This window comes from Candidatus Neomarinimicrobiota bacterium (assembly GCA_036476315.1).
Taxonomy (GTDB): Bacteria; Fidelibacterota; Marinisomatia; order Marinisomatales; family S15-B10; genus JAZGBI01.
This window is the reverse complement of the sequence record JAZGBI010000108.1, coordinates 16,969-40,222: the sequence shown is the minus strand read 5'-3', so window position 1 is coordinate 40,222 and position 23,254 is coordinate 16,969. Positions and strand designations below refer to the sequence as shown.

Genomic DNA, 23,254 nt, shown 5'->3' with positions numbered 1-23,254 from the left:
CATATAGTTAAACTATCATCTGGAGAAACTGTGGCCTGGTCATTTTGTTTGTTCTGTTCATTTCCAATCTTTTCGTCCTCATTCATAGCTTCAGCATACATGGTGAACTTCACCCTACCCATACTTTTTTGGGCTTTACATCTAATGCTCTTGGGAAAATACATATCACAAGGGAAGCCCTACAATTACATTGCAGGGTATACGTGCTTAGTGTTGGGTTTACTTACCTCAGAAATCATATTGCCGTTATTGATTATGAGTGCTCTTCTGCCAGTTATTTTCGAGATGGAGGGACGAAAGTCGCTATCCAAGGATGAGTTTCTTAAGGCTAGCATTTACTATATCTTGCCCATTGTCTTAATAGCGTTGTTCTTCTTTATTTTCAAAGTATACGTTTCAAAACTGTACCAAGTGGGCGACGGGACTTATGGACTTTCTCCCATCAGCTTGAAATCATTTATGCAAGCAACCTATTATTTTTTCGTTCTGGTGTGTGAAGTACCCTTGCTGCTGATCGACACCCTACCGTTATTGTTTAGATGGCAAGTTCTGATTATTGCTGTTCTAATGATTGGATTTTTCATTCTGTTACGCAAGTCGGCTGGTGCTAACCAGAGAACAAAACTAAAAGTAAGTGAAAAACCAAGGGAAAGACTCTTCGTTGGCCTGGTCGTAATTTCTCTTATCTCATGTGCAACCATCTTTCTTCTTTCGGGCTATCCCGCTGAAACCTTTGGTCATTATAATAAAATGATGGTTCCCAGTCTCATTCTGCTTTCGATATTCTTAGCTTGGGGAGTGAAAAAAGTATTGACGTCGGTATGGATGGTGCTTGCTCTTTTACTTTTCATTTTATGGCCATCTTCGATGGTAATCCAATTAGATAATTTTGTTGAGTCTTGGCGAACTCGGAAAGAAGTGCTCTCTGACTGTGTCTTGCAGTTAAACAAAACCGACCTAGGTGAAAATCCCTACCTTATTGCGTGCGTACCATTCTTTACTCAAGATAACTACAACAATGAGCACGTCTTTTGGCTAAGCTGGGACTTTAAGAGTGGACTAGAAATGTTCGGTGCAAGACCTGTATCTGCTTTCCCAATCAGTTGGCGTTCATTGGGTGATGATGACCGTGTAGTCATTGGTGACAAGTATATCAACTATCGTTTCTCCAAATTTCCTGTAAATGGGAATATTTGGTACTATGAGTTTGATCAAGACAAGAATAGGTCCAGACTTGAAAGAATCATAGATAAACAGAATCTGGAAGCCCAATTTCAGAGAATCAGGGAATATAGAATTAATTATCATCCAATTATTCTGAGAGAAAGAATCAGAATGGGACTAAAAAAGAAAGTAATGAAGGCGGGTTTCTTGTAGGCTTTGACGATTTGCTAGAAACCAGAAGTCCGCTTTGTCCTAGTTGTAAGGATTTCAATCCCACCCTTCATACCTAGTCATTCAGTGATCCTTAAGACTTTCCCCACCAAGCATCTAGGTGTACTGATGGTCACGGGTGTTTACTATCCAGAGGTCAGTGGAGGAAGTTTCCAGTGCCGTCAACTCATTAATTTGCTGGCAGACAGGGTGAAATTCTCTGTTGTGACAACAACCAACAATCCTCAAATAACCAAAAGGGACCAAGTCGATGGTGTATCTGTTTATCGTTTCTATGTCGAGATAGGAAAAATCTGGTCTTTGTTGAACGCCACTTTTCGTCTAATCTTACTATTCCTAAGGCTACAAAGGGGATTTGACATAGTACATTTTCATGGATTCTCGCGTAAATCGATGTTGTTTATGGCTTTGGCAAAGCTTTTTGGGAAGAAGTCAATTATAAAGCTTTCATCAGCTGGACACGACGATCCCCTTGCAATGCAGGGAAGGAGCCGTATTATCTATTGGTTCTATTCACTGGCCGATTGTTTCGTCGGACCAAGTCCTCGATTTGAGAAGTTGTATAATTCTTCCAGTCTCCAGCACGAACGATTTCGGCTGATTCCCAATGGTGTTAATCTTGAGAAATTCCAGCCAACCGAAAAGAAACAGCAACAGGAGCTGAAACAGGAACTCAAATTACCCACTGGACTATTGCTTATTCTGTTCGTAGGTCATTTTTCTGCTGAGAAATCTCCGAATTCCTTGTTTGACGCTTGGAAAGAAAGAATAGCCGAAGAACTTCCTGTTACAGGACTTGTTTTCGTGGGTGCGACACGCTCCGATCATTACGAGGTGGATCAGGAGCTAGTAGAGCAGATCCAAAGGGAAGTGCAATATCACAAATTGCGACAGCGTATAGTCTTCGTAGAGAGGACGTATGAGATTGAAAAGTATTATCAATCTGCTGACATATTTGTTCTTCCTACTATTCGTGAAGGTTTACCCAACGCCCTATTGGAGGCTATGGCAACCGGACTTCCATGCATAGCTTCCAGGCTTGAGGGAATTACGGAAGGATTGCTAGTGCACGGTGTGAACGGTCTACTTTTTCCACCGGGAGATGTAGCTGCGCTTGAAGAGAATCTGGCAAGAGTCTTAAAGGATTCATCCCTCGCCCGAAGACTCGGAAGTGAGGCAAGAAAAACAATCGAGGATAGGTATTCAATCGAACAGGTTGCGTCCGAATATCTTGAAGTCTATAATAGCATGCTGGCTACCTAGATCAATGTGTGGAATCACAGGTATTGTTGACATTCAAGGCAGGCCTATAAACGAAGAGCTAGTCCGTCAAATGACCGCGCTCTTGAAGCACCGGGGACCGGACGAGGAAGGTATCTATCGCAATGAAGCGTGTCAATCAACCTCCAGTACGAATGGGTGTTCGGTTGCTCTGGGCAACAGGCGGTTGAAAGTGATCGATCTGGAGGGAGGGGGGCAGCCGTTATGTAATGAACAGGAAACAATCTGGATCACATTCAACGGAGAGATATATAATTACCGAGAACTTCGTGAAGAACTAATTAGTCGAGGATACCGTTTTCGAACAAAGTCCGATACCGAAGTAATCGTGTATGCATACGAGGAATATGGACCCGATTGCGTCCATAAGTTCCGCGGTATGTTTGCGTTTGCACTTTGGGATGAACGCCAGCAAAGACTAATGCTTGCACGCGATCGGTTGGGTAAGAAGCCTCTTGTCTATGCTCTGACGGATAGACAGTTGATCTTTGCTTCTGAACTCCGAGCAATTCTTCAGCACCCGGCCATCGAACGAGTTCCGGACTATGAGGCTATCCATCATTACTTGACATTTTGGAGTATACCGGCACCTTGGACAGCTTTCAGAGGGGTCAGGAAACTGCCGCCGGCCAACTACCTTTTATACGATGCTTCTGGATGTGTTCTAAATCAGTATTGGCAGCTTGATGTAGTGAACAAACTGCGTATTACTAGGGAAGAGGCGATTGAAGAAATCACAAGTTTGTTGGATGAGTCGGTAAAGTTGCGGCTAAACAGTGATGTCCCTCTAGGTATTTTTCTCAGTGGTGGCGTAGATTCAAGTGCCATTGTGGCCATTGCGAGTGAGCAGGGCAAGCTGCCGATCAAGACGTTTTCTATCGGCTTCGATGAATCTGAATTCAATGAACTACCTCACGCACGAAGAGTTGCCGAACAATTCAATACAAAGCATTTCGAACGGCTTGTGAAGCCGGATGCTGCGGCTGTGCTTCCACGACTCATCGAGTATTATGGAGAACCTTTCGCTGATTCTTCGGCGCTACCCACTTATTATCTGGCACAGATGGCAAGACAGCATGTTACAGTGGCGTTGAATGGCGATGGTGGTGATGAGATCTTTGGCGGCTATTATCGACACGCCGCCATGCAGCTTGTTGAGATTTATCACGGTATTCCATCATGGATTCGTCAAGTTCTTATTAAGCCGGCAAGCCAGATTTGGCCCGAACAACTAAGCGTGAAATATCTCGGTCTAAATATTAATCCAAAACGATTTCTGAGAATGGCGGATTTGCCTAGGGCTAAACGTTGGGAAAGGTGGACCAGGCTCTTCTCTGAGGCAAGTAAACGTTTTCTCTATACACAAGACATGAATCAGAATACAAGGGGAGTCAATTCTGTCGATCAGTTACGAAATCTATTTGCCAGCTTAGAAAGTGTGGATGGGGCAGATGCTGGCATAGCTGTAGATACAATGCTGAATCTACCGAGCGATTTGCTGGTTAAAATGGATATCGCGACGATGGCTCATGGGCTTGAGGCCCGTTCACCGTTTCTGGACCATCATTTGGTCGAATTCGTGGCTGGGCTCCCGGGTCAAATGAAAGTCCGAGGGATGAAATCCAAGGTACTCCTTAAAGACATCCTAAGACGTTATTTCCCGAGGGAGCATCTCAACAGGACCAAACAAGGTTTTACTGTGCCTTTAGCGGCGTGGCTTCGTGGTTCCTTGAAGGATTGGATGACAGATATATTAAGCTCTTCACAAGCAACGAATCGTGGGGTATTCAGGTCTCATCGTGTTCAAGATCTCGTAGACTCCCATCTGGCCGGAACAGAAGATCATGCTCACAAACTTTGGGCGTTGATTGTGCTTGAAATCTGGTTTGACAGATTCATTGATCAAAACGTTCCATGACACGTAGTCTCCTGGCTGACACAAGGGAAATAGGTTTGGACGACACAGAGAACACAAACATAAGTGTCATAATACCTGCTCGTGATTGCGGAGATCACCTGGAGAGGGTCTTGGAAGCACTCAAACATCAGACACTTCGACCCAACGAAGTTGTCATTGTTGACTCGAGCGATTCAGATTCTGCTGAAGCAATTATTTCAGATTATCAATCAACTTCAAGAATTATCTATAAGAAGGTAAAGAAGGCTTATCCAGGCGAGGCGAGGAATATTGGCGTCGAGATAGCCAATGGTGATTGGATCGGGTTTTTGGATTGTAAGACACTTCCAGAAGATGATTGGCTGGACAAATGCTCACGTCTGGCATCAGCCTATCATTCTGATTTAGTTTTCGGTATGGGAAAGTTTGAAGCTCGGACACCCTTTCAGAAATCGCTCAGAGCGGCTACCTACGGGTTGGTGGGGCATCATACTGTACCGGGTACCTTGGTAAAGAAGATCGCTTTTGGACAATCGGGCGGCTTCCAAGGACATCTTCGGGCTGGTGAAGATATTGAGTGGCGGGACAGAATCATAGATCAAGGCCTGAAGATTCATTTTCTCGACGAACCGGTAATCAAATACCTGGGGCTCCCTAAGACTTTTCTGCTTACCATCAAGAAGTACTTCATTTCAGCGCGCCATACGGCGAGAGCCAACATATTGGTAAATCTCAAGAATGTATATCTGAGCTTATTTCTAATATTTCTCACCATATTGGCTGCAAAATGGAATGCTCTTATAGGATGGGACGAAGATAGCGTGCTTTACCTGCCTCACATCACGAAGCTGTACTTACTTTCAATCCTGCTACTGTTTTTGCTCTATCGGCTGATCAGGTTTTTCTACAGTTTTGGCAATCTTGACAAAACGCTGACCATAACCATGAAGTTCATCATTTTCGTCTTGTTTTCAGGACTGATCTACAGGTGGAACGAAATCTTCGCGGGTTGGGTGGAGGATGCCGTGTGGTATGTACCCCATATAACAAAAATATACGTCGGCACCCTTGTATCCCTCTCGATCTTCTACAGGGGTATCCTTCTGCCGTTGAAAAGAGCCGTATCTCCCTCGTTCTTGTTTCCTGTTAAATGGGTTCAAGTTGGGATTCTGGGACTATCTTTGGACCTGGCCAAGGCCCCGGGCTATGTGTATGGGGCCATTGTGACCATGTCTAGAGGCTTTAGACTTTGAGTTTCAGTGTTCCTTTGCTCCACTGTTGTTTCTGACTTATCTGTGTCAAGGTAGAGGGATCAGAAGCGACGCCCGCCCTAGTAGAGACATAGAGTAATGACGTTCATATACGATTTGATCAACCTTGAGTTTGTATTACTGGTATTTCTATTTGTGCTGATATACCTGCGGCTCGACCTACTGAGATCCACCATCATACTTCTTCATCTCGTCACTATTTTTCTGCTAAACGATGTTCTATTCCACCCAAGCTACATGCCAGATCAATTTCGATACTTGGCGGCTACTCAACATTTCAGGAATACATTCGAACTAGCTTCTATAGGTCGGATTGAGAATCTTTCAGGCGCGCTTTTTGCATTAATTCCATTGCCATTCATTAATTCTGTCCAGTCGATCGCGATGATCAACTTCGTACTTTATCTATCAGTTTTTGTTTTCTTGAGAAAAAAGAAGGTTTCAAATAATGCGGTGGACTTCTTCTTTTTGCTATACCCCAGTCTTATGCTTTATACGTCCCTCGCTCTGAGGGAGACACTGGTCCTGTTCTTTATGATGATTTCGTTATACACAATTATTGTCAAGGATAGAACAGTCGTGGGACTAATTATTGCGGTACCGCTGGCCTTCCTGAAGATTCAAAATTTCCTGATGATTCTCTTGGCGCTATCCATATTCAAGGTATTGTCAGGAAGATTGAATCTAAGAAAATTGATAATAATTGCCTTGATTCCCATGGCCTATATGTATCTTCAGGATCTTCGAATATCGTACTTTACACTCGGCCAATATTTCTCTCTCGAAAAAATGGAGATGTACCGCAACTACATGTATTATGAAAATACGGGTGATTACAGACTGGGGTATGAACCCATAGGGGGATGGGCAAACCTCCCCTTCATTTCAGTCAAGAGTCTTTTCTACTTTTTGCTCCGTCCATTACCATGGCAAGCAACGAACATACTTCAACTGGTTCAATCCCTGGAGAATCTATTCATGGTGGCATTACTTGTCTTGGTCAATTTGAAAAAAACCTACAGTAAGTCTGTAAAGCGGAAGAGATTGTTTCTAAATATCTTTCTGTTGGTTTCAATGACCGTTTACGGGCTTATGGTATTTAATTATGGGGCAGCTGCAAGATATAGATTTGTGTTGTTAGCTGTATACTTCGTTTTCAATTTCTATCTTCTTGGGTATGATAAACTTCTGTACAGGAATACTGTGTTGCGAGTGAGAAACAATATGGGTGCCCTGTCTGTCGGTGCAGCTAGCCTGTAGGTCTATTCCTGTGTTCAAGACAGGCTTACATCAAGGCAACGGGTGGCAAAAACTTCACCCAGTTTTGTCATGCTTAAACGGTGCAAACGGTGAGGTTTGACGGGAACAACCAATGGGCTGTGAGGACCTAGCCATGAGATTGGACGACGAGCCTCGATAGATCAAATCTCTCAATCCTGAAGTCAACTCTACGTGCGATAGAAACCTTGTGAAGGGAACAGAATAGAAACTCTCTAAAGTCGTGAAGTATCGAATGGCAAGATTGCTAAAGAGGCTAAGGATACTGGACAAAGTCAATTTCGTAGTGCCAATTATGCTCAATTCCCGAAAGATTCAAGTTCCTATTATCAACGGCATAGGTTACGAGAATCTGTCAATGTCGGAGATGTGGATGATGCCAGTTCTGGAAAACTTGTTGGCGAAAAAGGGCGGCACATTTGTCGACATAGGGGTCAATATTGGACAGACTCTTATTAAGGCTGAGTGCGTACAACCTAATCTTGATTACATTGGTTTTGAACCCAATCCAATTTGTGTGTTCTATTCAATGGAATTGGCAAAGAAAAACAATTTCAAAAACTGTAACATTGTTTCTGTAGGAGTATCTAATCATGATCAAGTAGTTGAATTGAAATTCTTTCAAGCTAATGTTGTCGATACTTGTGCCACTATAGTCGAAAATCTTAGGCCGAACATGGAAATTACACAGAGACATCTGGTACCTGTGTTTAGTCTCGAGAGTCTGAGAGGACTTATCAAGACTGACCAAATCTCTGTAATAAAGATTGATGTGGAAGGAGCAGAGTTGGAAATCATAGAAAGTCTAAGAACTATCATTCTCGAGTCAAGGCCAACAATACTTATAGAAATCCTGCCTGTCTATTCATTAGAGAACAAAATGCGAAAAGAACGGCAGGATAGGTTTGAAAGTATAATGTCAGATCTCGATTACGTTGTAGTTAGAGTGCTGAAAAATGCGGACGGGTCCTTAAACAGATTGCAGACTATTGAACAGATTGGCATTCATTCTAATCTAAGATTGTGTGATTATATCTTTCACCCCAGGGAATCGAATCATTTGTTTGATAGTTCTCGATAACCTGACATACTGAATAGTCAATGAGGTTAACGGAAGCATCTACAATTCGAGTGTCGAGGATGTCAGAAGTTACCATCGCAGTCATATCTCGACCGTCCACTTCAGAGCGAATATGAAACTGAATTCCTCATCATATTTCTGACTGGCCAAGCAAGTTCTTGTCTAGACATTGACTGGAATGTGCGCATGCCCAAACGAATTCTCGTAATTGCCAACACATCCTGGTACATATACAACTTCCGTTTTGGATTATTGAAGGCGTTGCTGCGACAAGGTATTGACATAACAGTCGTTGCTCCGAAAGATTCTTATTCTTCGCTCCTACGCAAAGAAGGATGTGCCTTTGTCGACGTATTTATGGACAATAAAGGTCTGAACCCTATAAGCGATTTGGTAACTCTTGTGCAACTGTTCCGAATCTACCGTCAATCATCCCCTGACTTGGTAATACACTACACAGTGAAACCTGTTCTTTATGGATCGCTAGCTGCTCGACTGCTGGACCTCCCAACGATAAATAATATTACAGGATTCGGTACGGCATTTCTCAACCGGAAGTGGGTTGCTGCAGTGGTGAAGCGGCTATACCGCGTAAGCCAGAAAAGGGCTTCACGGGTAGTCTTTCAGAATTGTGACGATCAAGCTTTCTTTGTCGAGCAACGTCTGATTCCGGAACCAGTAGCGGAATTAATACCCGGTACTGGCATTGATACATCACTATTTATGCCACAACCGTATTCCCAAAACGACGATGTGGTGTTTTTGCTCATGTCCAGGATGATCTGGGACAAAGGCATCGGCGAATTCGTGGAAGCTGCGAGACGGATCAAGTCGGAGTTCAGCGAAGTTCGCTTTCAGTTGCTTGGTTTTCTAGATGTGAGTAACCGCACAGCTATTTCGCGCGAGCAGATGCAGATTTGGGCAGAACAAGGTATCATTGAGTACCTTGGGGAGACAGATGATGTGCGACCCTATATCAGCAATGCGGATTGCCTGGTACTCCCCTCATACCGGGAAGGCCTCCCTCGTGCTCTGTTGGAAGCGGCGGCTATGGCGCGGCCTGTCATTGCCACCGACACGGAAGGATGCCGTGAGGTTGTCAATGATGGTATTAATGGATATCTTTGCCAGCCAAGGAATGCAGAAGACCTGGCTGAAAAAATGGAGAAGATGATCAGACTGTCGGTAGATCAACGAAGAGCCATGGGGCTGCGAGGGCGAAAAAAAATAGAAGAAGAGTTTGACGAAAAGGTTATCGTCAGGCGCTTAGTGTCAACGGTGAATCAAATCTTGGCTCGGAGTTGATTTCTTCATGAGCTTTTACATCCCATTCATCTCGGCGTTCGTCATCACTTTGTGGTTTTCCTTCCTATTGCTCAAATATGCTCCCAACTGGTTAATAGATATCCCCACGGGAAGAAAGACCCATAACAAGGCCATCCCGATGACGGGGGGGATTGCTTTTGGTTTGGCCATTCTTCTAGGCACCGCTTTGTTTAGTGGCCTGACGGAATACTGGTGGTACCTCATTGGTGGGATAACGATCTATGCTTTGGGAGCCATCGATGACTACCGGCGCATCTCATGGCATGTGAAGTTGGTCGTTCAACTATCGGTCGCTACCCTGATTATCTATCGCTTTGTCGGTGAAATCATGACACTGTCATTCTTCAATTTCCCCCTGGCGTTCTCCACTCCGCTGCTCATTCTCATCTTCCTCATCTGGTTCGTCGGAATACTAAATGCGGTCAACCTCATCGACGGTATGGACGGACTTGCAGGGGGGTCTATGGTTCTGATTAGCTTCTTTGCGGTGATTATTGGTATTCTGAATAATGCCCCTGATTTCATTATGATAAATGCTGCGGTATTGGGTGCTTTGGCCGGATTCCTGCATTTTAATCAGAAGCCAGCCAGGTTTTTCATGGGCGACTCAGGCAGTCTGCTGCTGGGATTTCACGTGGCCTGTCTACCGCTTCTTTTTCACCAATCCATAGAAGCGGGCTCTGTTTTGACCATCACCCCCTTCTTGATTCTTGCCTCCTTTCTGATTATGGATACGACACGCGTCTTCTTCAGTCGAATCCTGAAGAAACAGAATCCAATGACCGCGGACACAATCCATCTTCATCATCTCATGTTTCGGGCCACAAACTCCTATATGGGTACGCTGGTCCCGATTTTCTTGATTACATGGCTCACTGGTGTGGGTTCCATATTCTATTATCGATACTCCTATGATTTTCTTGCCGTGCAGGTATTTCTTCTGGTGCTCATTCTCTTTGTCTTTCTTCCTCCGGTTCCGTTTTATGTTCCGATTGTTTCACGATTTATTCAACGTCTCTCAGATAATCGTGTACGCCGCTCGGATCACAGGCACTGGCTTCGAATCAGATTTGTGCCTTTCCTGGGATTGATCTACTTCATCTCACTCATGGCAGAACGCCTAGATACCCTGTCAATAGGCAACCCTAACGTTTACCTTCTTGTGGGTCTGGCCTCTTTGATTATTTTCTCTCTTCTGCGGCCCAAACGGCACGTCTCCTTTCAGGTTCTTATCATGGCTATTGTTTTGCTTCAAGGTTTGTTGTTAATCAGTGGTGAGGTTCTGGCTCCCTATAAGAGCTTGGTTTTTGTGAGATTTGGGAGTCTGGCCATGTTAGGTATCATTACTATTGGCAACTATATCGAGAACAGTAGTGATTTCGGTCTGGAGTTCTGGTCTGTCATTGACTTACTGGTTTTGTTGATATTTGCTGGCCTGGCCCTTATGAGTCTGAACGGAATAGATGTCTCATTGTTGAGCTGGACAGAAGTGATTATTGTTTACTATGCCAGCGGGTTGTACGCCCAGAGGAGGATGAAAGGAAGATTAGTCCACACTAATCTGTAGCAGGAAGCTACTCCTTCTTCCAATCAAACTTCACGTCCACGCTGTAAGTGGGGACAAATTGGCCCGATTTGACGTCCAGGTTTGTTACGGGGTTAAAGACCCCCAGGCCAAGTCTTAGTTCATCAATGAAACTCGGTGGCGAAACGTATCTGGAGATGGGAATAAAAAGGGCAATGTCAATTGTGCTGCGTAATACTATATTCTCCAAATTCCTTGGATCTTGAACGGAAACAATACTTCCCCCAATTGTGTAACTCTTCCCGAGCTTAATGTTGTACAGCACCTGGGGGAAGAAAATGTCTATTGACCCCGTCTTCAGTTTGGTCCTCAAACCAACAGCGGTGGCAAGGTCTACGCGTTTCGAATCAAGAAACTGGTAGAATAATCCATAGTAATAAGTATGAAAACCTTCCGGATGAACAGAATAATATCCATGCACATCTAACCTTTGAGTAATACCATAGCCCAGAACTACATAAGATTGACCAAATTTGAAGATATTGAACGGGTTCCAGGTGAAGTCGAGTTCGAGCTTACCTTTGCCAGTGGCGGTGCCGTGGTCGTAGGCGCCGGAGGCCCAGAGAGGGCCAAGATAAAAGATAAAAGATAAAAGATAGAAGAGTCTCAAGAACCCCCGCACGGTCGCCCCGTTACGCTGATATTTCGCTACGGGCCGGTCAGGCTCCCTGCCTGCCGGCCCTCTAGCAGCAGGCTGGCGGGGCGGGCAGGAACCAGAACCGCGGATTGCATGAAGTGAAAGCGGTGGAACGGCCTTGGTCATTGCGTCTTAGTGAGGATTGATGGAATATACTAAAAGGGAAGAGTGGAATCAAAAGGGACTGGTTAGATTTTCATGGACAGGTTGGGAAAAATTGAGTTGCATGTGCGAAAAAACCCATTATTGTTAGAATTTGTGACCCGAAAATCAGAGACTAGTGTGAGGAGAATTGATTATTTATTATTGACAATTGATTATTGACAATGGGGAACTAGGGAGATGGAGAAATGGATAGATGAGCGCGATGCCCGGTTTTCGGTGAGGAAGCCCGTATCGGTATTCGACGCCCGTCTTTCGGTATTCGGCTAGTCAATTTGGAACCTCGATTAGGGTTTCGTAAACGAAAATTGATTGATGAGAGTGGAAGCCCCAGTTGGGGCTTTTTCAGGATAATATTGAGATCGTTTTTTCCCGTTGAAAGTAGCAAATGTCGGGAATTATGCGTACATCAATCGACCTCTAGGTTTGGGGATTGGACGTCCTAGCTCTCTAGCTGTTTCGATCCATTCCCGTATAATCACCTTGGCATTGGACAGCGCATCCTCATAGGTTGCGCCGTCGGCCATACAACCAGGCAATTCCGGTACTTCAGCGATGAAGGCTTGGTCGTCTTCGCTCCAATAGATGATTATTTCATACTTACTCATTTTCAAGGTCCCCTAACTTGTATTTGAGCATAATGTTTCTGATCTGCTTGACCTGATAGGGCTTAGCTCTGTTTCCTCTCGGCTGGATGTTTATGATTTCTTCGACCTTGTTTTTTGTAAAGATATGGTGATCTCCTTTGATTCATTCCTGGAACTCAAGATGCTTCAACAGGTTGCAGAGGCTTTGAAAACGAATGTTTTGGTCAGAAGTACCACCCAGGATTCGAAGCAACAGTTTTTCATACCTGACCACAAGTTAAATCTAAGAAGCATTGACCCTGATGACAAAACAGTTAGAGCTACGATTAATTCGAGGGGCCATCCATCAAAGCCCGGTTTTCGGTGATCCTGCTACCGTCCCTCTGCTCCTTACGATGGGGCAGGCGAAGTCCGTATCGGTATTCGATGCCCGGCTTTCGTTAGACGAACTTCAATACGGGTTTGTTTAGCGATAAACGTGTAATGAAAATCGAGTGATGAGAGTGGAAGCCACGGTTAGGGTTTTTTTTGTGACGTTTTTCTTGTTTCTTTATGATAAAAGATGCAGATTATCAGAAATACTGATAAACGGAAATGAACAAAATCGTACAAATAAGAAAACGAGGAACACTGACCTTACCCAAGAAAATTCGGGAGAAATATAACCTGGATGAAGGAGATGCCATTACCCTTGTAGATCTGGGCGAAGGCATCCTGATCAGCCCCAAGCCTACCACGCTTCCGAAACTAGTATCTCAGATAGAATCTCTGATGGAGGAACAAGGCCTCTTACTTGAGGACTTGGTTAAGGGGTTGGCTGAAGAGAGGGCCCGTGTAAGAAGTGACGCGTGACTCGTAACGCGTGACAAGAGAAGGCTTGTTCACGAAGAAGGGTGAAGAGATCATCAGCCCGGAAAGTATTCTTCGATTCTGATGTGATTATTGCTGGGACATTCTCCAAGACTGGCGCAAGCCATATTGTTCTCCAGCTGGCGGAAATCGGTATTGTCCATGGACATATTTCTGATCAAGTTGTTGAGGAGTGTACCCGGAACATCCGGAAGCAACTTCCGGCAGCCCTACCTCTCTTTCAGTCTATTCTGGATGCTTCTTTTTTGACAGTTGTCATTCCGGCTGATGAATATCTGATGAGGGCAAGAGACCAAGCCGATGATAAGGATGTTCCAATCTTGGCAGCCGCCTTACAAGCACAGGCTGATGTATTGGTGACTTTCAATACTAAGGATTATTTTCCCCACGAATCACCGCCGACGATTCTTACCCCAAGAGATGTGCTGAAGACTATCGGGAAAGGAAGGTACCCATAAGAAACACTTTGAGTTGTAGAGCGTAGTTAGGGTAAATTGTTACGAAGGCTTTTTGACAAATTCTTACGGACGTTCGTGGCCTAATCTTGAACCACGATTCATCATGGAGTAATGGAGTATTGGATAAATGGAGAAATGAGACGTGCCTGCCCACCGGAGTACAATGAAGGCGGGATGCGTAAATTGTAATTCGTAGCCTAACTCTTAACCCTTGACTCTTAACCGTTTCCAATGGGGGCGACTGGCTTCGACGGGGCGGAAGAGACGTTCGGTTGCATGTAGAGGATTCCAGGTCACCTCTTCCCGAAGTACCGGGATCCCGATTCGTCGGGATTAATCACCCTGGAAGAAAAAGAAGTGCCAACACTGGCAACTTCGCTGTCGCTTAATTGACGACAGCCGTTCTCCCGGAAGCCCGCCTTTGGCGTCCGGACAGAACGTCGCAAATAAGGGCTGGTCCCGGCTTTCGTCTGTGTAATCGGGACAAGAACAAAGCAGACTGGTTCTGGAAGGAGGGTGTTCGTTAAGCTCCTCCGGGATGAGAAAAAACTAGCGAGCTAAACATGTAGAGACTGGCCGTATCGCCGTTCCGGACGGGAGTTCGAATCTCCCCGCCTCCACTGGCCCGAAGGGCCAAGATAAAAGTTCCAAGTTCCCCCGTACGCTGTCGCTACGGGGCAGGCAAGATAAAAGTAGAAGAATAAAAGACTAAGAGAGTTAAGCGTTAGACGTTGGGAGTCAAGTGGTGCCGTCTAGATCTTCTGGACGGCATTTTTTTATGAGATAACTCCTTAGAATCAATTAAACTACCCCGCGCAGAGACGAATACCAGGATAAAAGGAAAAAGATAAAAGAGATTTCACAACGGCGGGGATAAACGACAACATGAAGCGTCTATTACTCTGTATTTCATCTGCTGCTTTGCTTTATTCGGCGAGCGCTCAGAGATACATTCCGGCGGATCCGTTTGATTTGATGTTCTATGAGAAATCCTACTTCCACAATGGCGAAGATAACGGGTCGCTGATTCTTCGACCGTATTTCAAGAAATACCACAATCGGGGGAATAACTGGAACGTGACCCTCAGGAGCGAGTTTTTCAATAACACAGGTGCCCCGAACCTCGAGAACACGTCAGACAGATGGATTGGCAAAGGGGAGAGTTTTTTCAGTTCGCTCAACGTTTCTTATTCCGGCAAATATATTCTGTTCAGTGTCGAACCGTTCAATTTCCGGAATCAAAATGAAGACTATACAGTCCCTCTCAGATTGGAAAGGTACTCGAAACTTAACGACAATCAGCCTCATGGCGAGGCGACTTACAAAGTGTCCGGCCTGAGGGAAACCCAATTCTATCTTCACTATAATGGCATTGGATTTGGCATCTCGAACGCCAGCATGTGGTGGGGGCCGGGCATTCATAGCACCCTGAACATGACCAACAATACCCGGGGATTCAAACACCTTATGATCGGAACGCTCAGGGAGCAGAGGATAAGAAACGTCGGACTTGACGTCCGGTACATTTTCTCAGAGATGGATAGCCTAAACGCGGCAGAACCTTACTATACGGCCTTCGTGTTTGCGGCCACCATTCATTCCGATCCGGTTGTGACGGTGGGACTTTCCAGGACATACCTTTCGGGCGGAAACTTCGCCGGAAAGGACACGCTCAGTCGGAAAGAAGCCATGCTCATACCCTTTAAAGATCCCCCATTCCTGAAACAGAAACAGACCGATCCTGATGATCCTGAAAGTGCTGTGGACATCTGGGATCAAACAATGTCAGGGTACCTGTGTGCCAGTTTTCCTGAGTCGGGCCTTAAATTGTTTCTCGAGTATGGGCGCGATGATCATGCGTGGGGTGGTGCGGACCTTCGCCGGCAGCCTGATCATACGGTTGCCAGTGTGATTGGGCTTAGGAAGTACGGCATATTCGGAAATAGAAACCTGACGTTTGGATTTGAATACGCAAATCTTATCCAAACACGTTATGGCATAGGGGGCATAACAGGAAGAAAGCGCTTAGCTGGTAATTGGTACGAAAAATGGCCCTATGATTACAGCAGTTATGACGGTAGACACTGGGGGGCTCACAGCGGACCCGATTCCGACGATTTCACGATATACCTCGGGTACATTGGTGATAGATTCTCCATCGTTCCCACCTTTAACTACGAGAGACACGGCGTGATCAATAATGACGCGCTGGTATGGGTGTTGAGACCTTATATTCTGAAGAACCCGGAGACAGGGGAGGTCAGTGTTGCGGTAAGGGAGGAATTGAGGGAAATGCATGTTAACATATACCCGGAAGTGAAGTTTGAATTCCGGCTTGATATACGTTTTGCATTTGAACACTTACGGTTTAATCTATATTATGAGCGGGAATTTGTCGATAACCTCGAGTACAGGAACCAACGGAGGAGTGGAAACGTTCTCTGGCTGGGGGTTGAAAAGGTGTTTGAGAATCTCAGGCTTCCCAGGCTTCTTGACATATTTTAGCTCCATTTTCACGTACTTTTTCTCGATTCTATCGGGAATACCCTCCACAGGATCCTCATCCGTGTTCTTTCCAACCTGATCACCTAAGGAACTAATCCCAGGTCATTTCTTCCTTCCTTTTTTTGGTGTTGATTCGCCTGAACAACGTCTCGTGAGAGATAATGGTGTTGATTGCTGGGGAAAGGAGCGCGAGGGAATGAAAAAGCTATGCACTAGATTCGTGCCAAGAATATGAGTTCAAGTTCGAATGTGAGGGTGTCGGTTATCATCGTCACGTACAATTCCGAGGAGGAAATTGGGCCGTGTATACGATCGGTTGTTCCTCAGGTGAGTTCAGTGGGGGGAGAGATCATCGTAGTGGACAATGCCTCCGCTGACCGGACGGTAGAAAGAATTGAATCTTTGCGGAATCAAAACAAAAACATCCAGATTATCACAAATACCGAAAACGTTGGGTTTTCCAGAGCGAATAACCAGGCATTTGAAATGGCAAGGGGCGAATCAATTTTGCTATTGAATCCAGACACGGAGCTAAGGGCCGAGACGATTGAAAAGCTCTCCTTTCTATTATCCACCAATGACGAGCTCGGAGCGGTAGCCCCGCAGCTGCGTCTTCCCGACGGACGCATCCAGACCTCCTGCCGGCGGTTTCCCACCTACGGATCTGTTCTTTTTGAAATGTTCGGTCTTAGCAAAACCTTTCCTCGATCCAGATTCTTCAACGGATGGAAAATGGGAGACTTTGATCACACCAGTTCAAGGGAAGTGGATCAACCCGCGGCTGCCGCACTTATGATAAGGACAGAGCTGCTCCGATCCCTTAAGGGATTCGATCCGGCGTTCCCCATGTTTTTTAGCGATGTAGACTTGTGTCGACGGATCTGGAAAACCAGGAAGATTCTCTTCTATCCCGGCGCTGTCGTAATGCACCATGGCGGTGCCAGCATTAATCCACGGAAGCCATCCATGATAGTCAATTCCCACCGGTCCTTTATCCGATACTTTCGTAAATGGCATGCCGGACCTGCAAACCGAGTGATGAACATTGTTATCGCAGTGGCGCTGTATATTGCCATGGGGTTCAGGGTTGTATGGACTGTGGTTTTTCGCAAACGCAAGGCATTCAGGCGAACTGCGCTATGAAACCACGGATTGCACTAACTACACAAAGCTAAAAGAGACTCAAGAACCAGTAATAAGTATCAAGTTACAAGTATCAAGTGATCCCGATTCGGTCATTCGTTCCTACGGGACCAGCGACTTTGGGGGGATAAGGCCAGAGAATTTAAGGGCAAGGATCTTGATGAATGCCCAGATTAGACTGTCGTATTTGTTTTATACCAATTATGGTATATTATGAATATGAAATACAATGATCTAACATCGAGATTTCGTTCTCGTCCGTTTTTTGAGGCCCGTGAATTAGATGTCGTCTATGATGAACCGTACGCTCAGATCCGTTTCCGCCTCTCGCGATGGGTCAGCCAGAGTAAACTGATCCAAATCCGGCGGGGATATTACCTTTTACCACCTGAAGAACGAGCCGCTGACCCCTCACTCTACGCAATCTCCAACACCCTTTACAGCCCGTCCTACGTCAGCTTGCATTCCGCCTTGGAATATTATACTATGATTCTCGAACAGGTGACCCGGGTCGAGGCAATATCCCCAAAGCAGACGGCCGGCTGGGATACTCCTGTGGGTCAATTTCGGTATTTTTCGATTAAGACCGATTCCTTTCGAGGTTACCAGTATCTGGAAAGCGAAACTGACTTCAAGGACCGACCGGGATTTTTTGTCGCTACGCCAGAAAAAGCCCTCCTGGATCTGTTCTATTTCCATGCCGGGGAATGGACAGAGGAGCGGATCCTGGAAATGCGTTTTCAGCAGACGGAACGGATACAGAGAAGAGAATTACTGGAGGCTGCCCAATGGTTTCACTCCCCCAGGATTGAAAGGGCAACCCGCAACTTTCTCCAGGTGGCCCGGTTAACATAAATCAGTTACAGTCATGAAAGAGCAAGCCATCACAATTGCCAGAAGGGGCAAGAACAATCTGGAGGCTAGAAATCTTCTGCGAGAGTATCTGCAACATGTCATCCTGCGTCAACTATTTGAAAAGGACCTCCTCCGATTCCTGATCTTTCATGGTGGCACGGCGTTACGCATCTTCCACGATCTACACCGTTTCTCCGAGGATTTGGATTTTCATCTGGAATGGCCCGGTCCAGACATCGATTTTAGGGCGAAGATGCAAAAGATTAAGAGTGGACTTGCCTTGGGAGGGTATCAGATTTCGGTAAAAGAGAATTATGGAAAGACCGTGATCCCTGTATCTATCCGCTTTCATGAGGTGCTCCAGGAGGCCGGTATTGCTCTCCAGCGGAGGGAGAACCTTAGCATCAAAGTGGAAATTGACACAAATCCGCCACAGGGGTTCGTTACGGAGACCGCCTTCATTAACAAATACTTTCCTTTTGCTATCAAACATCATGACCTGGGCTCCTTCCTGGCGGGAAAACTGCATGCCATTCTCCATCGGCGATACACAAAAGGCCGGGATGTATATGATCTTATGTTTTACCTCAGTCGCTGGCCTGAACTCGAACCGAATCTCGAGTACCTTGACAACGCATTGGTTCAGACAGGGTACGATGGAGAAAAGATCACTGGCCAAGACTGGCGTGAGGAGGTAATTCGCCTGCTAGAAAAAACCGATTTTGATGGGGTTAAAAAGGACGTGGAATCCTTTTTGGAATCCGAAGCGGATTTGGCCCTCATGACCCGGGAGAATCTCCGGTCATTGCTTTGTTGAGTTGCGATTCAAAATACAAGTTTCTTCTTAGCTCTCTGCTGGTTGATACTTGCTTCGCGGTGTTATTGTTTTTCTTTTCGTACTTTTCTTGGTCGCAAGAAAAGTACTGCAAAAGAACTCCGGCGGAAAAATAATCTAGCCGGGCCCACCGTGTCCGAGGCAATCAATTAAACTCTCCCGACGGGTCGGGATCAAACAGTAATTGATTGTTACCCTCGTCCACGTTGGTCCCACTTCCAGCTAGATTATTTTAAGGCCGATTTTTTTCTTTGTGGGGTGTCGGATTTCCGTCAGTGGTCGGACAAGAGAAATATTCAGTTCTGTGTGGCTGAAAGGAGCTTGAACCTAAAAGATGCCATCCCGACCAGTCGGGATGGCATCTTTTATCCCGAGCAGAACCGTTAGAATGTATACTTGAAGAATACGGTGGGGATGGCGAAGAATTTGTTCTTCTCGTAATCCTTCTTCCGGGTCCATGCGGCTGGGAAGTTCCATGAGACCTCCACTTCCATACCTGTACTGAACTTTCCAATCTGATAAGCGAGCTGAGGTTCGCTCATTAAAACAATTGTCGCATCCTTTTCCGAGTTCCACACGTCCATAAATCCCATAAATGCAAAACGCCCAGCCATGGGATAAAACCATACAAGTGTAATCTGATACGTCAATCCTTCATCTCCATGTTCGCCCCTTACCAGTAAATCGCCGGATAAACTTAACTCTTCAAAAGGAAACAGATAGCTGAGACCCCCCAGCCAAACCCGATTGACCGCTGAGAATATCGTGGTATCCGACTCAGGAAAGAAAATGACGCCGTCATTGTACTGGACGGTGGCACTAAGATTCCTGTTGATCCGTGGGATTTCAAAATACCGCATGATCTCAAAGTACATGTCCGTGGCACCAGTCTTGTCGTAGTGATGGGAGTCATAATTGATGTCGGTGAATCCAAATGTGGTGCCGAAAGCATCATGAGACAGAAATTCCGCCGTGGAAGTGAAGATTTCCCGGCCAAGGTCGTAATGATGTTGAAGGTTGAATTGAGAGAGCAGGGTGCTGGGGGCCAGCACCAGCCAAGACCCAAGACCCAAGATCCCCCGAACAGAAGTAAGCTTCTTACGGGACAGGCAAGAACCAAGTAACCAGTCCCGAAGGATCCCCGAAAGGATCGGGACAGGCGGGATCTCCGCTCCGCTCCGATTGGCAGTTCGCAGGAGGCAGTTAGCAGTCACGACTAACATTAACCAATTACCACTGTCCAATTATCACGTATCACGAATTACGCATCACGTTTAACGTCTAACGTCGAACGTCTAACGTCAATCGTTCGGTCACATCCTCTCAGGACGGGTGATGCCGAGAATCTTGAGTCCGCTGGCAAGAACTAACCGGGTTGCCGAGACGAGAGCGAGTCTTGCCTTGGAAAGGGGAATGTCATCCGTAATAACCCGGCACTCTACATAAAACTTGTGAAAATGCGCAGCGACAGCCTGAAGATAGTTTGCGATCCCCTGAGGTTCCAGTGTCTCTAAAGCGATCTCTGTCACTTCGGGAAACCGGATCAGTTCTTTCAGAAGATCCCTCTCCGACGGTTCGCCCACGAGGGAAAGATCAGTATCGCTATCCAGCTTTATCCCAGTGTCTTCACCGAACTTGATAATGTTGCATATGCGGGCATGGGCGTACTGAAGATAATAGACGGGATTTTCCTCCGATTCCCTTTCCGCCAGCTCAAGGTCAAAATTGAGGTGACTCTGCATACCGCGCATGATGAAAAAATACCGAACCACATCAGGTCCAACCCGGTCGATCAAATCCTCCAGCGTAACAAATGTGGCCTTTCGGGTGGACATCCTAGTCTTCTCACCACGCTCTCCGAAGGATCCTGTGGATTTCAACGTTACGAACTGGTGAAGAAGAACACGGATATGGTCAGTGGAATAACCCAGTGCTCGCACCGCTGAAATAACATCGGGATAAGCATCCTTGTGGTCCGCTCCAAAGAGATCCACGATAAGATCAAAGTCCCGCTCAATTTTCTCCCGGTGATACGCGATATCCGGCAGCCGGTAGGTCGGTTCCCCCGTTCCCTTGATCAAGACAGTATCCTGGGATTTACCCAATTCAGTGGTTTTGAACCATACCGCTCCATCTTTGTCATAAATGATATCCCTTTTGCGGAGAGTCTCAACAACGCGGTCAATGGACCCGTTTTCATAGAAAGTTTTCTCGTTTACGAATTCATCAAATCGCACGTTGATTTTCTCTAGCGTCGACTTGATATCATCAAAAATCAATTCCTCTGCGGTTTCTTTGAAAATGGGTGATTCAGACTCATTCTCCAATCGATCCCCGTGTTTTTCATGTATACTTCTCGCGATGTCCCGAATGTAGTCTCCTTCATATCCGCCTTTGGGGAATTTCACCGCTTTTCCCATGAGGTCGAGATATCTTGCGCGTACGGATTCACCGAGCAGGCGCATCTGCCGGCCGGCATCGTTGTAATAATATTCCCGGGTGACGTCAAATCCGTGCCACTCCAGGATGTTTGAAACAATGTCACCCAGCACCGCCTGCCTTCCGTGACCCACCGTTAACGGGCCCGTGGGATTGGCGCTGACGAATTCCACCAGCGACCGCTTTCCTTTTCCCACATCCGTTCTGGCCCAGTCCTCCGCTCCTTCCAAAATCCCAGAAATCTGGTTCCTTAAGTAGTCCGGACTTATTGTGAAATTGATGAACCCGGGTTCTGTGACGGATACCGTATCACAGTAGTCCGAAGAAATCCGGAGTTCGTCTTTGATCTCGTCCGCGAGCTCCATGGCGGGACGCCCGGCGTCTCTGGCCAGGGCAAGAGCGAGGTTAGTGGAAAGATCACCGAAGTCGGCGGATGAAGTCGGTTCGAGTTTTACTTCGACCTGAGGTAACTCCAGAGTCTTGAGAGTCTGGCCTATTTGTTGTCGTAGATAGGTTTTCAGAGTGAGCATTATGCTACGTTAGACGTTAGAAGTTAGACGTTTAACGTTCAATGTTCGACGTTCCACGCAAGAGAATGTGCGTCCAATTCTCCATCTCTCCATTACTCCTCCGAAGGAGTTCCTACGGAACACTTCTCCAGTTTTCAATAGTCAATTATCCTCATCCGTCACCCGTCATCCATCAACCATCTCCGACCACCTCTAGATCAGCATCGGCCCAGAGGCGCTCCAACTCATAATAGTCCCTGGCCTCCTGCTGGAATATGTGAACAACGACATCCACGTAATCGATCAATACCCACCGGAGGGCTTCCCTTCCCTCAACATGCCACGGCCTGACGACGTGATCTGTACCCTCGAGAATCCCATCGAGAATAGCGTTTACATGTACGTCTGTGGATCCCGAACAGATGAGAAAAAAATCGGTGATATTTGTTTGCTTCCGAACATCGAGAATGTGGATGTTCTCTGCCTTCTTCGAGAGAGCGAGTTCGGAAACTTTGTATGCCAGCTCTTCAGAGGATATGGTTCCAGGTCGTCGCTTTCGGGGAGTCAATGTCAGGGAGGGGTCGAAAGAAACTCCTGAAGAGGCTCAATCGTGGTGTAGTCTTTTCCGATGATCAACGTGACATCCGTCTCCAGTGAGAGATCGGGTTGGATGAGGAGTCGTGTGGTGTCGCTCTTGGGAATGTTCAGAAGTTCCGCGATTCTATAGGAATTTCCCATAATCTCGTTTCGCTGGATGATGAGCGTTTTTTCGTAATCAAATCCACCCGCGTTTTCCGTTTTGACAACGTCGACCTGATGGGACCGGAGAAAATCGGTGAATTGCTGACCGAGACCCTGAACACCGCATCCATTGAGTACTTCCACCTCGATGGCAGAGAGTGGGGGGGCTTCTTCATAATTGACACTTAAGCCTGGGGGAGAAGATGAAAAGAGTTCGCTCCCTACGGGCGTTCCCCCTCTGAAGTAACGATGCAGAATGGAGGTGACGAATGCCACGCAGGCCAGGGAAAGGAGAAGGATGGCTGTATTCTGGAATGAAAATATAGACTGTGCAGGGGTTCGCCGGGACTTCTTGCGCGAGGATGGCTTTTTCTTACGTCCTCTTTTGACGGCCATCAA

The 23,254-nt window shown here is 46.2% G+C and carries 21 protein-coding genes, 1 other RNA gene and 1 pseudogene; 16 read left to right on the top strand and 7 right to left on the bottom strand.

Going from position 1 to position 23,254, the window contains the following annotated elements:
- Positions 1 to 255 precede the first annotated feature (255 nt).
- The 8 genes from V3U24_11500 (at position 256) to V3U24_11465 (ending at position 11,096) form a co-directional block, all read left to right on the top strand.
- The gene (locus V3U24_11500) at positions 256 to 1,377 is read left to right on the top strand and encodes a hypothetical protein (protein MEE9168067.1); all 1,122 of its coding nucleotides are present in this window, start codon (positions 256 to 258) and stop codon (positions 1,375 to 1,377) included.
- A gap of 126 nt (positions 1,378 to 1,503) precedes the next feature.
- On the top strand, positions 1,504 to 2,658 hold the full coding sequence (locus V3U24_11495) for a glycosyltransferase family 4 protein (GenBank protein ID MEE9168066.1): 1,155 nt from the start codon (positions 1,504 to 1,506) through the stop codon (positions 2,656 to 2,658).
- 4 nt (positions 2,659 to 2,662) lie between these two features.
- On the top strand, positions 2,663 to 4,594 hold the full coding sequence (gene asnB / locus V3U24_11490; protein MEE9168065.1) for an asparagine synthase (glutamine-hydrolyzing): 1,932 nt from the start codon (positions 2,663 to 2,665) through the stop codon (positions 4,592 to 4,594).
- Entirely contained in the window at positions 4,591 to 5,826 is a 1,236-nt protein-coding gene (locus V3U24_11485) for a glycosyltransferase family A protein (GenBank protein ID MEE9168064.1), read from the top strand. The genes asnB and V3U24_11485 overlap by 4 nt, the downstream gene beginning before the upstream one ends.
- Positions 5,827 to 6,228: 402 nt before the next feature.
- A complete protein-coding gene (locus V3U24_11480; protein ID MEE9168063.1) occupies positions 6,229 to 7,104 on the top strand; it encodes a hypothetical protein in 876 nt (291 codons plus the stop codon).
- A gap of 391 nt (positions 7,105 to 7,495) precedes the next feature.
- Positions 7,496 to 8,203 carry an FkbM family methyltransferase gene (locus V3U24_11475; GenBank protein ID MEE9168062.1) on the top strand — a complete coding sequence of 236 codons (708 nt, stop codon included), beginning with the start codon at positions 7,496 to 7,498 and terminating at the stop codon, positions 8,201 to 8,203.
- 186 nt (positions 8,204 to 8,389) lie between these two features.
- Positions 8,390 to 9,508, top strand: a complete 1,119-nt coding sequence (locus tag V3U24_11470; protein MEE9168061.1) for a glycosyltransferase family 4 protein — start codon at positions 8,390 to 8,392, stop codon at positions 9,506 to 9,508.
- Between the two features lie 7 nt (positions 9,509 to 9,515).
- A complete protein-coding gene (locus V3U24_11465; GenBank protein MEE9168060.1) occupies positions 9,516 to 11,096 on the top strand; it encodes an MraY family glycosyltransferase in 1,581 nt (526 codons plus the stop codon).
- A 7-nt stretch (positions 11,097 to 11,103) separates the two neighbouring features.
- Here V3U24_11465 and V3U24_11460 read toward each other — a convergent pair whose 3' ends face one another.
- From V3U24_11460 to V3U24_11450, 3 genes and pseudogenes are all read right to left on the bottom strand, one after another.
- On the bottom strand, positions 11,104 to 11,877 hold the full coding sequence (locus V3U24_11460; protein ID MEE9168059.1) for a hypothetical protein: 774 nt from the start codon (positions 11,875 to 11,877) through the stop codon (positions 11,104 to 11,106).
- A 434-nt stretch (positions 11,878 to 12,311) separates the two neighbouring features.
- Positions 12,312 to 12,521, bottom strand: a complete 210-nt coding sequence (locus tag V3U24_11455) for a type II toxin-antitoxin system HicB family antitoxin (protein ID MEE9168058.1) — start codon at positions 12,519 to 12,521, stop codon at positions 12,312 to 12,314.
- Positions 12,514 to 12,774: pseudogene (locus V3U24_11450) on the bottom strand (type II toxin-antitoxin system HicA family toxin). Before V3U24_11450 ends, V3U24_11455 begins: the two are co-directional and overlap by 8 nt.
- Before the next feature lie 28 nt (positions 12,775 to 12,802).
- On the opposite strand from V3U24_11450, the gene V3U24_11445 reads away from it, so the two are divergent.
- The 8 genes from V3U24_11445 to V3U24_11410 all read left to right on the top strand — a co-directional run bounded on the left by V3U24_11445 (position 12,803) and on the right by V3U24_11410 (position 19,148).
- Positions 12,803 to 12,970 (top strand): hypothetical protein, encoded by a 168-nt coding sequence (locus V3U24_11445; protein ID MEE9168057.1) that lies wholly within the window; start codon positions 12,803 to 12,805, stop codon positions 12,968 to 12,970.
- A 124-nt stretch (positions 12,971 to 13,094) separates the two neighbouring features.
- Positions 13,095 to 13,352 carry an AbrB/MazE/SpoVT family DNA-binding domain-containing protein gene (locus tag V3U24_11440; GenBank protein MEE9168056.1) on the top strand — a complete coding sequence of 86 codons (258 nt, stop codon included), beginning with the start codon at positions 13,095 to 13,097 and terminating at the stop codon, positions 13,350 to 13,352.
- A 41-nt stretch (positions 13,353 to 13,393) separates the two neighbouring features.
- Complete coding sequence (locus tag V3U24_11435) at positions 13,394 to 13,828, top strand: PIN domain-containing protein (GenBank protein MEE9168055.1); 435 nt, start codon at positions 13,394 to 13,396, stop codon at positions 13,826 to 13,828.
- A 233-nt stretch (positions 13,829 to 14,061) separates the two neighbouring features.
- Positions 14,062 to 14,451: a transfer-messenger RNA gene (ssrA, locus tag V3U24_11430) on the top strand.
- Between the two features lie 262 nt (positions 14,452 to 14,713).
- Positions 14,714 to 16,333 (top strand): capsule assembly Wzi family protein, encoded by a 1,620-nt coding sequence (locus V3U24_11425; protein ID MEE9168054.1) that lies wholly within the window; start codon positions 14,714 to 14,716, stop codon positions 16,331 to 16,333.
- 231 nt (positions 16,334 to 16,564) lie between these two features.
- Positions 16,565 to 17,476 carry a glycosyltransferase family 2 protein gene (locus V3U24_11420; protein MEE9168053.1) on the top strand — a complete coding sequence of 304 codons (912 nt, stop codon included), beginning with the start codon at positions 16,565 to 16,567 and terminating at the stop codon, positions 17,474 to 17,476.
- A gap of 219 nt (positions 17,477 to 17,695) precedes the next feature.
- Positions 17,696 to 18,331: a hypothetical protein gene (locus V3U24_11415; GenBank protein ID MEE9168052.1), complete on the top strand. Its 636-nt coding sequence runs from the start codon at positions 17,696 to 17,698 to the stop codon at positions 18,329 to 18,331.
- Positions 18,332 to 18,344: 13 nt separating this feature from the next.
- Positions 18,345 to 19,148, top strand: a complete 804-nt coding sequence (locus V3U24_11410) for a nucleotidyl transferase AbiEii/AbiGii toxin family protein (protein MEE9168051.1) — start codon at positions 18,345 to 18,347, stop codon at positions 19,146 to 19,148.
- Positions 19,149 to 19,549: 401 nt separating this feature from the next.
- On the opposite strand, the gene V3U24_11405 is transcribed toward V3U24_11410, so the two are convergent.
- The 4 genes from V3U24_11405 to V3U24_11390 form a co-directional block, all read right to left on the bottom strand.
- The gene (locus V3U24_11405) at positions 19,550 to 20,239 is read right to left on the bottom strand and encodes a DUF5020 family protein (protein ID MEE9168050.1); all 690 of its coding nucleotides are present in this window, start codon (positions 20,237 to 20,239) and stop codon (positions 19,550 to 19,552) included.
- Between the two features lie 240 nt (positions 20,240 to 20,479).
- Complete coding sequence (argS, locus tag V3U24_11400; GenBank protein ID MEE9168049.1) at positions 20,480 to 22,135, bottom strand: arginine--tRNA ligase; 1,656 nt, start codon at positions 22,133 to 22,135, stop codon at positions 20,480 to 20,482.
- Positions 22,136 to 22,307: 172 nt separating this feature from the next.
- Complete coding sequence (rsfS, locus tag V3U24_11395) at positions 22,308 to 22,682, bottom strand: ribosome silencing factor (protein ID MEE9168048.1); 375 nt, start codon at positions 22,680 to 22,682, stop codon at positions 22,308 to 22,310.
- Positions 22,683 to 22,684: 2 nt separating this feature from the next.
- Entirely contained in the window at positions 22,685 to 23,251 is a 567-nt protein-coding gene (locus V3U24_11390; protein MEE9168047.1) for a LytR C-terminal domain-containing protein, read from the bottom strand.
- Positions 23,252 to 23,254: the final 3 nt, after the last annotated feature.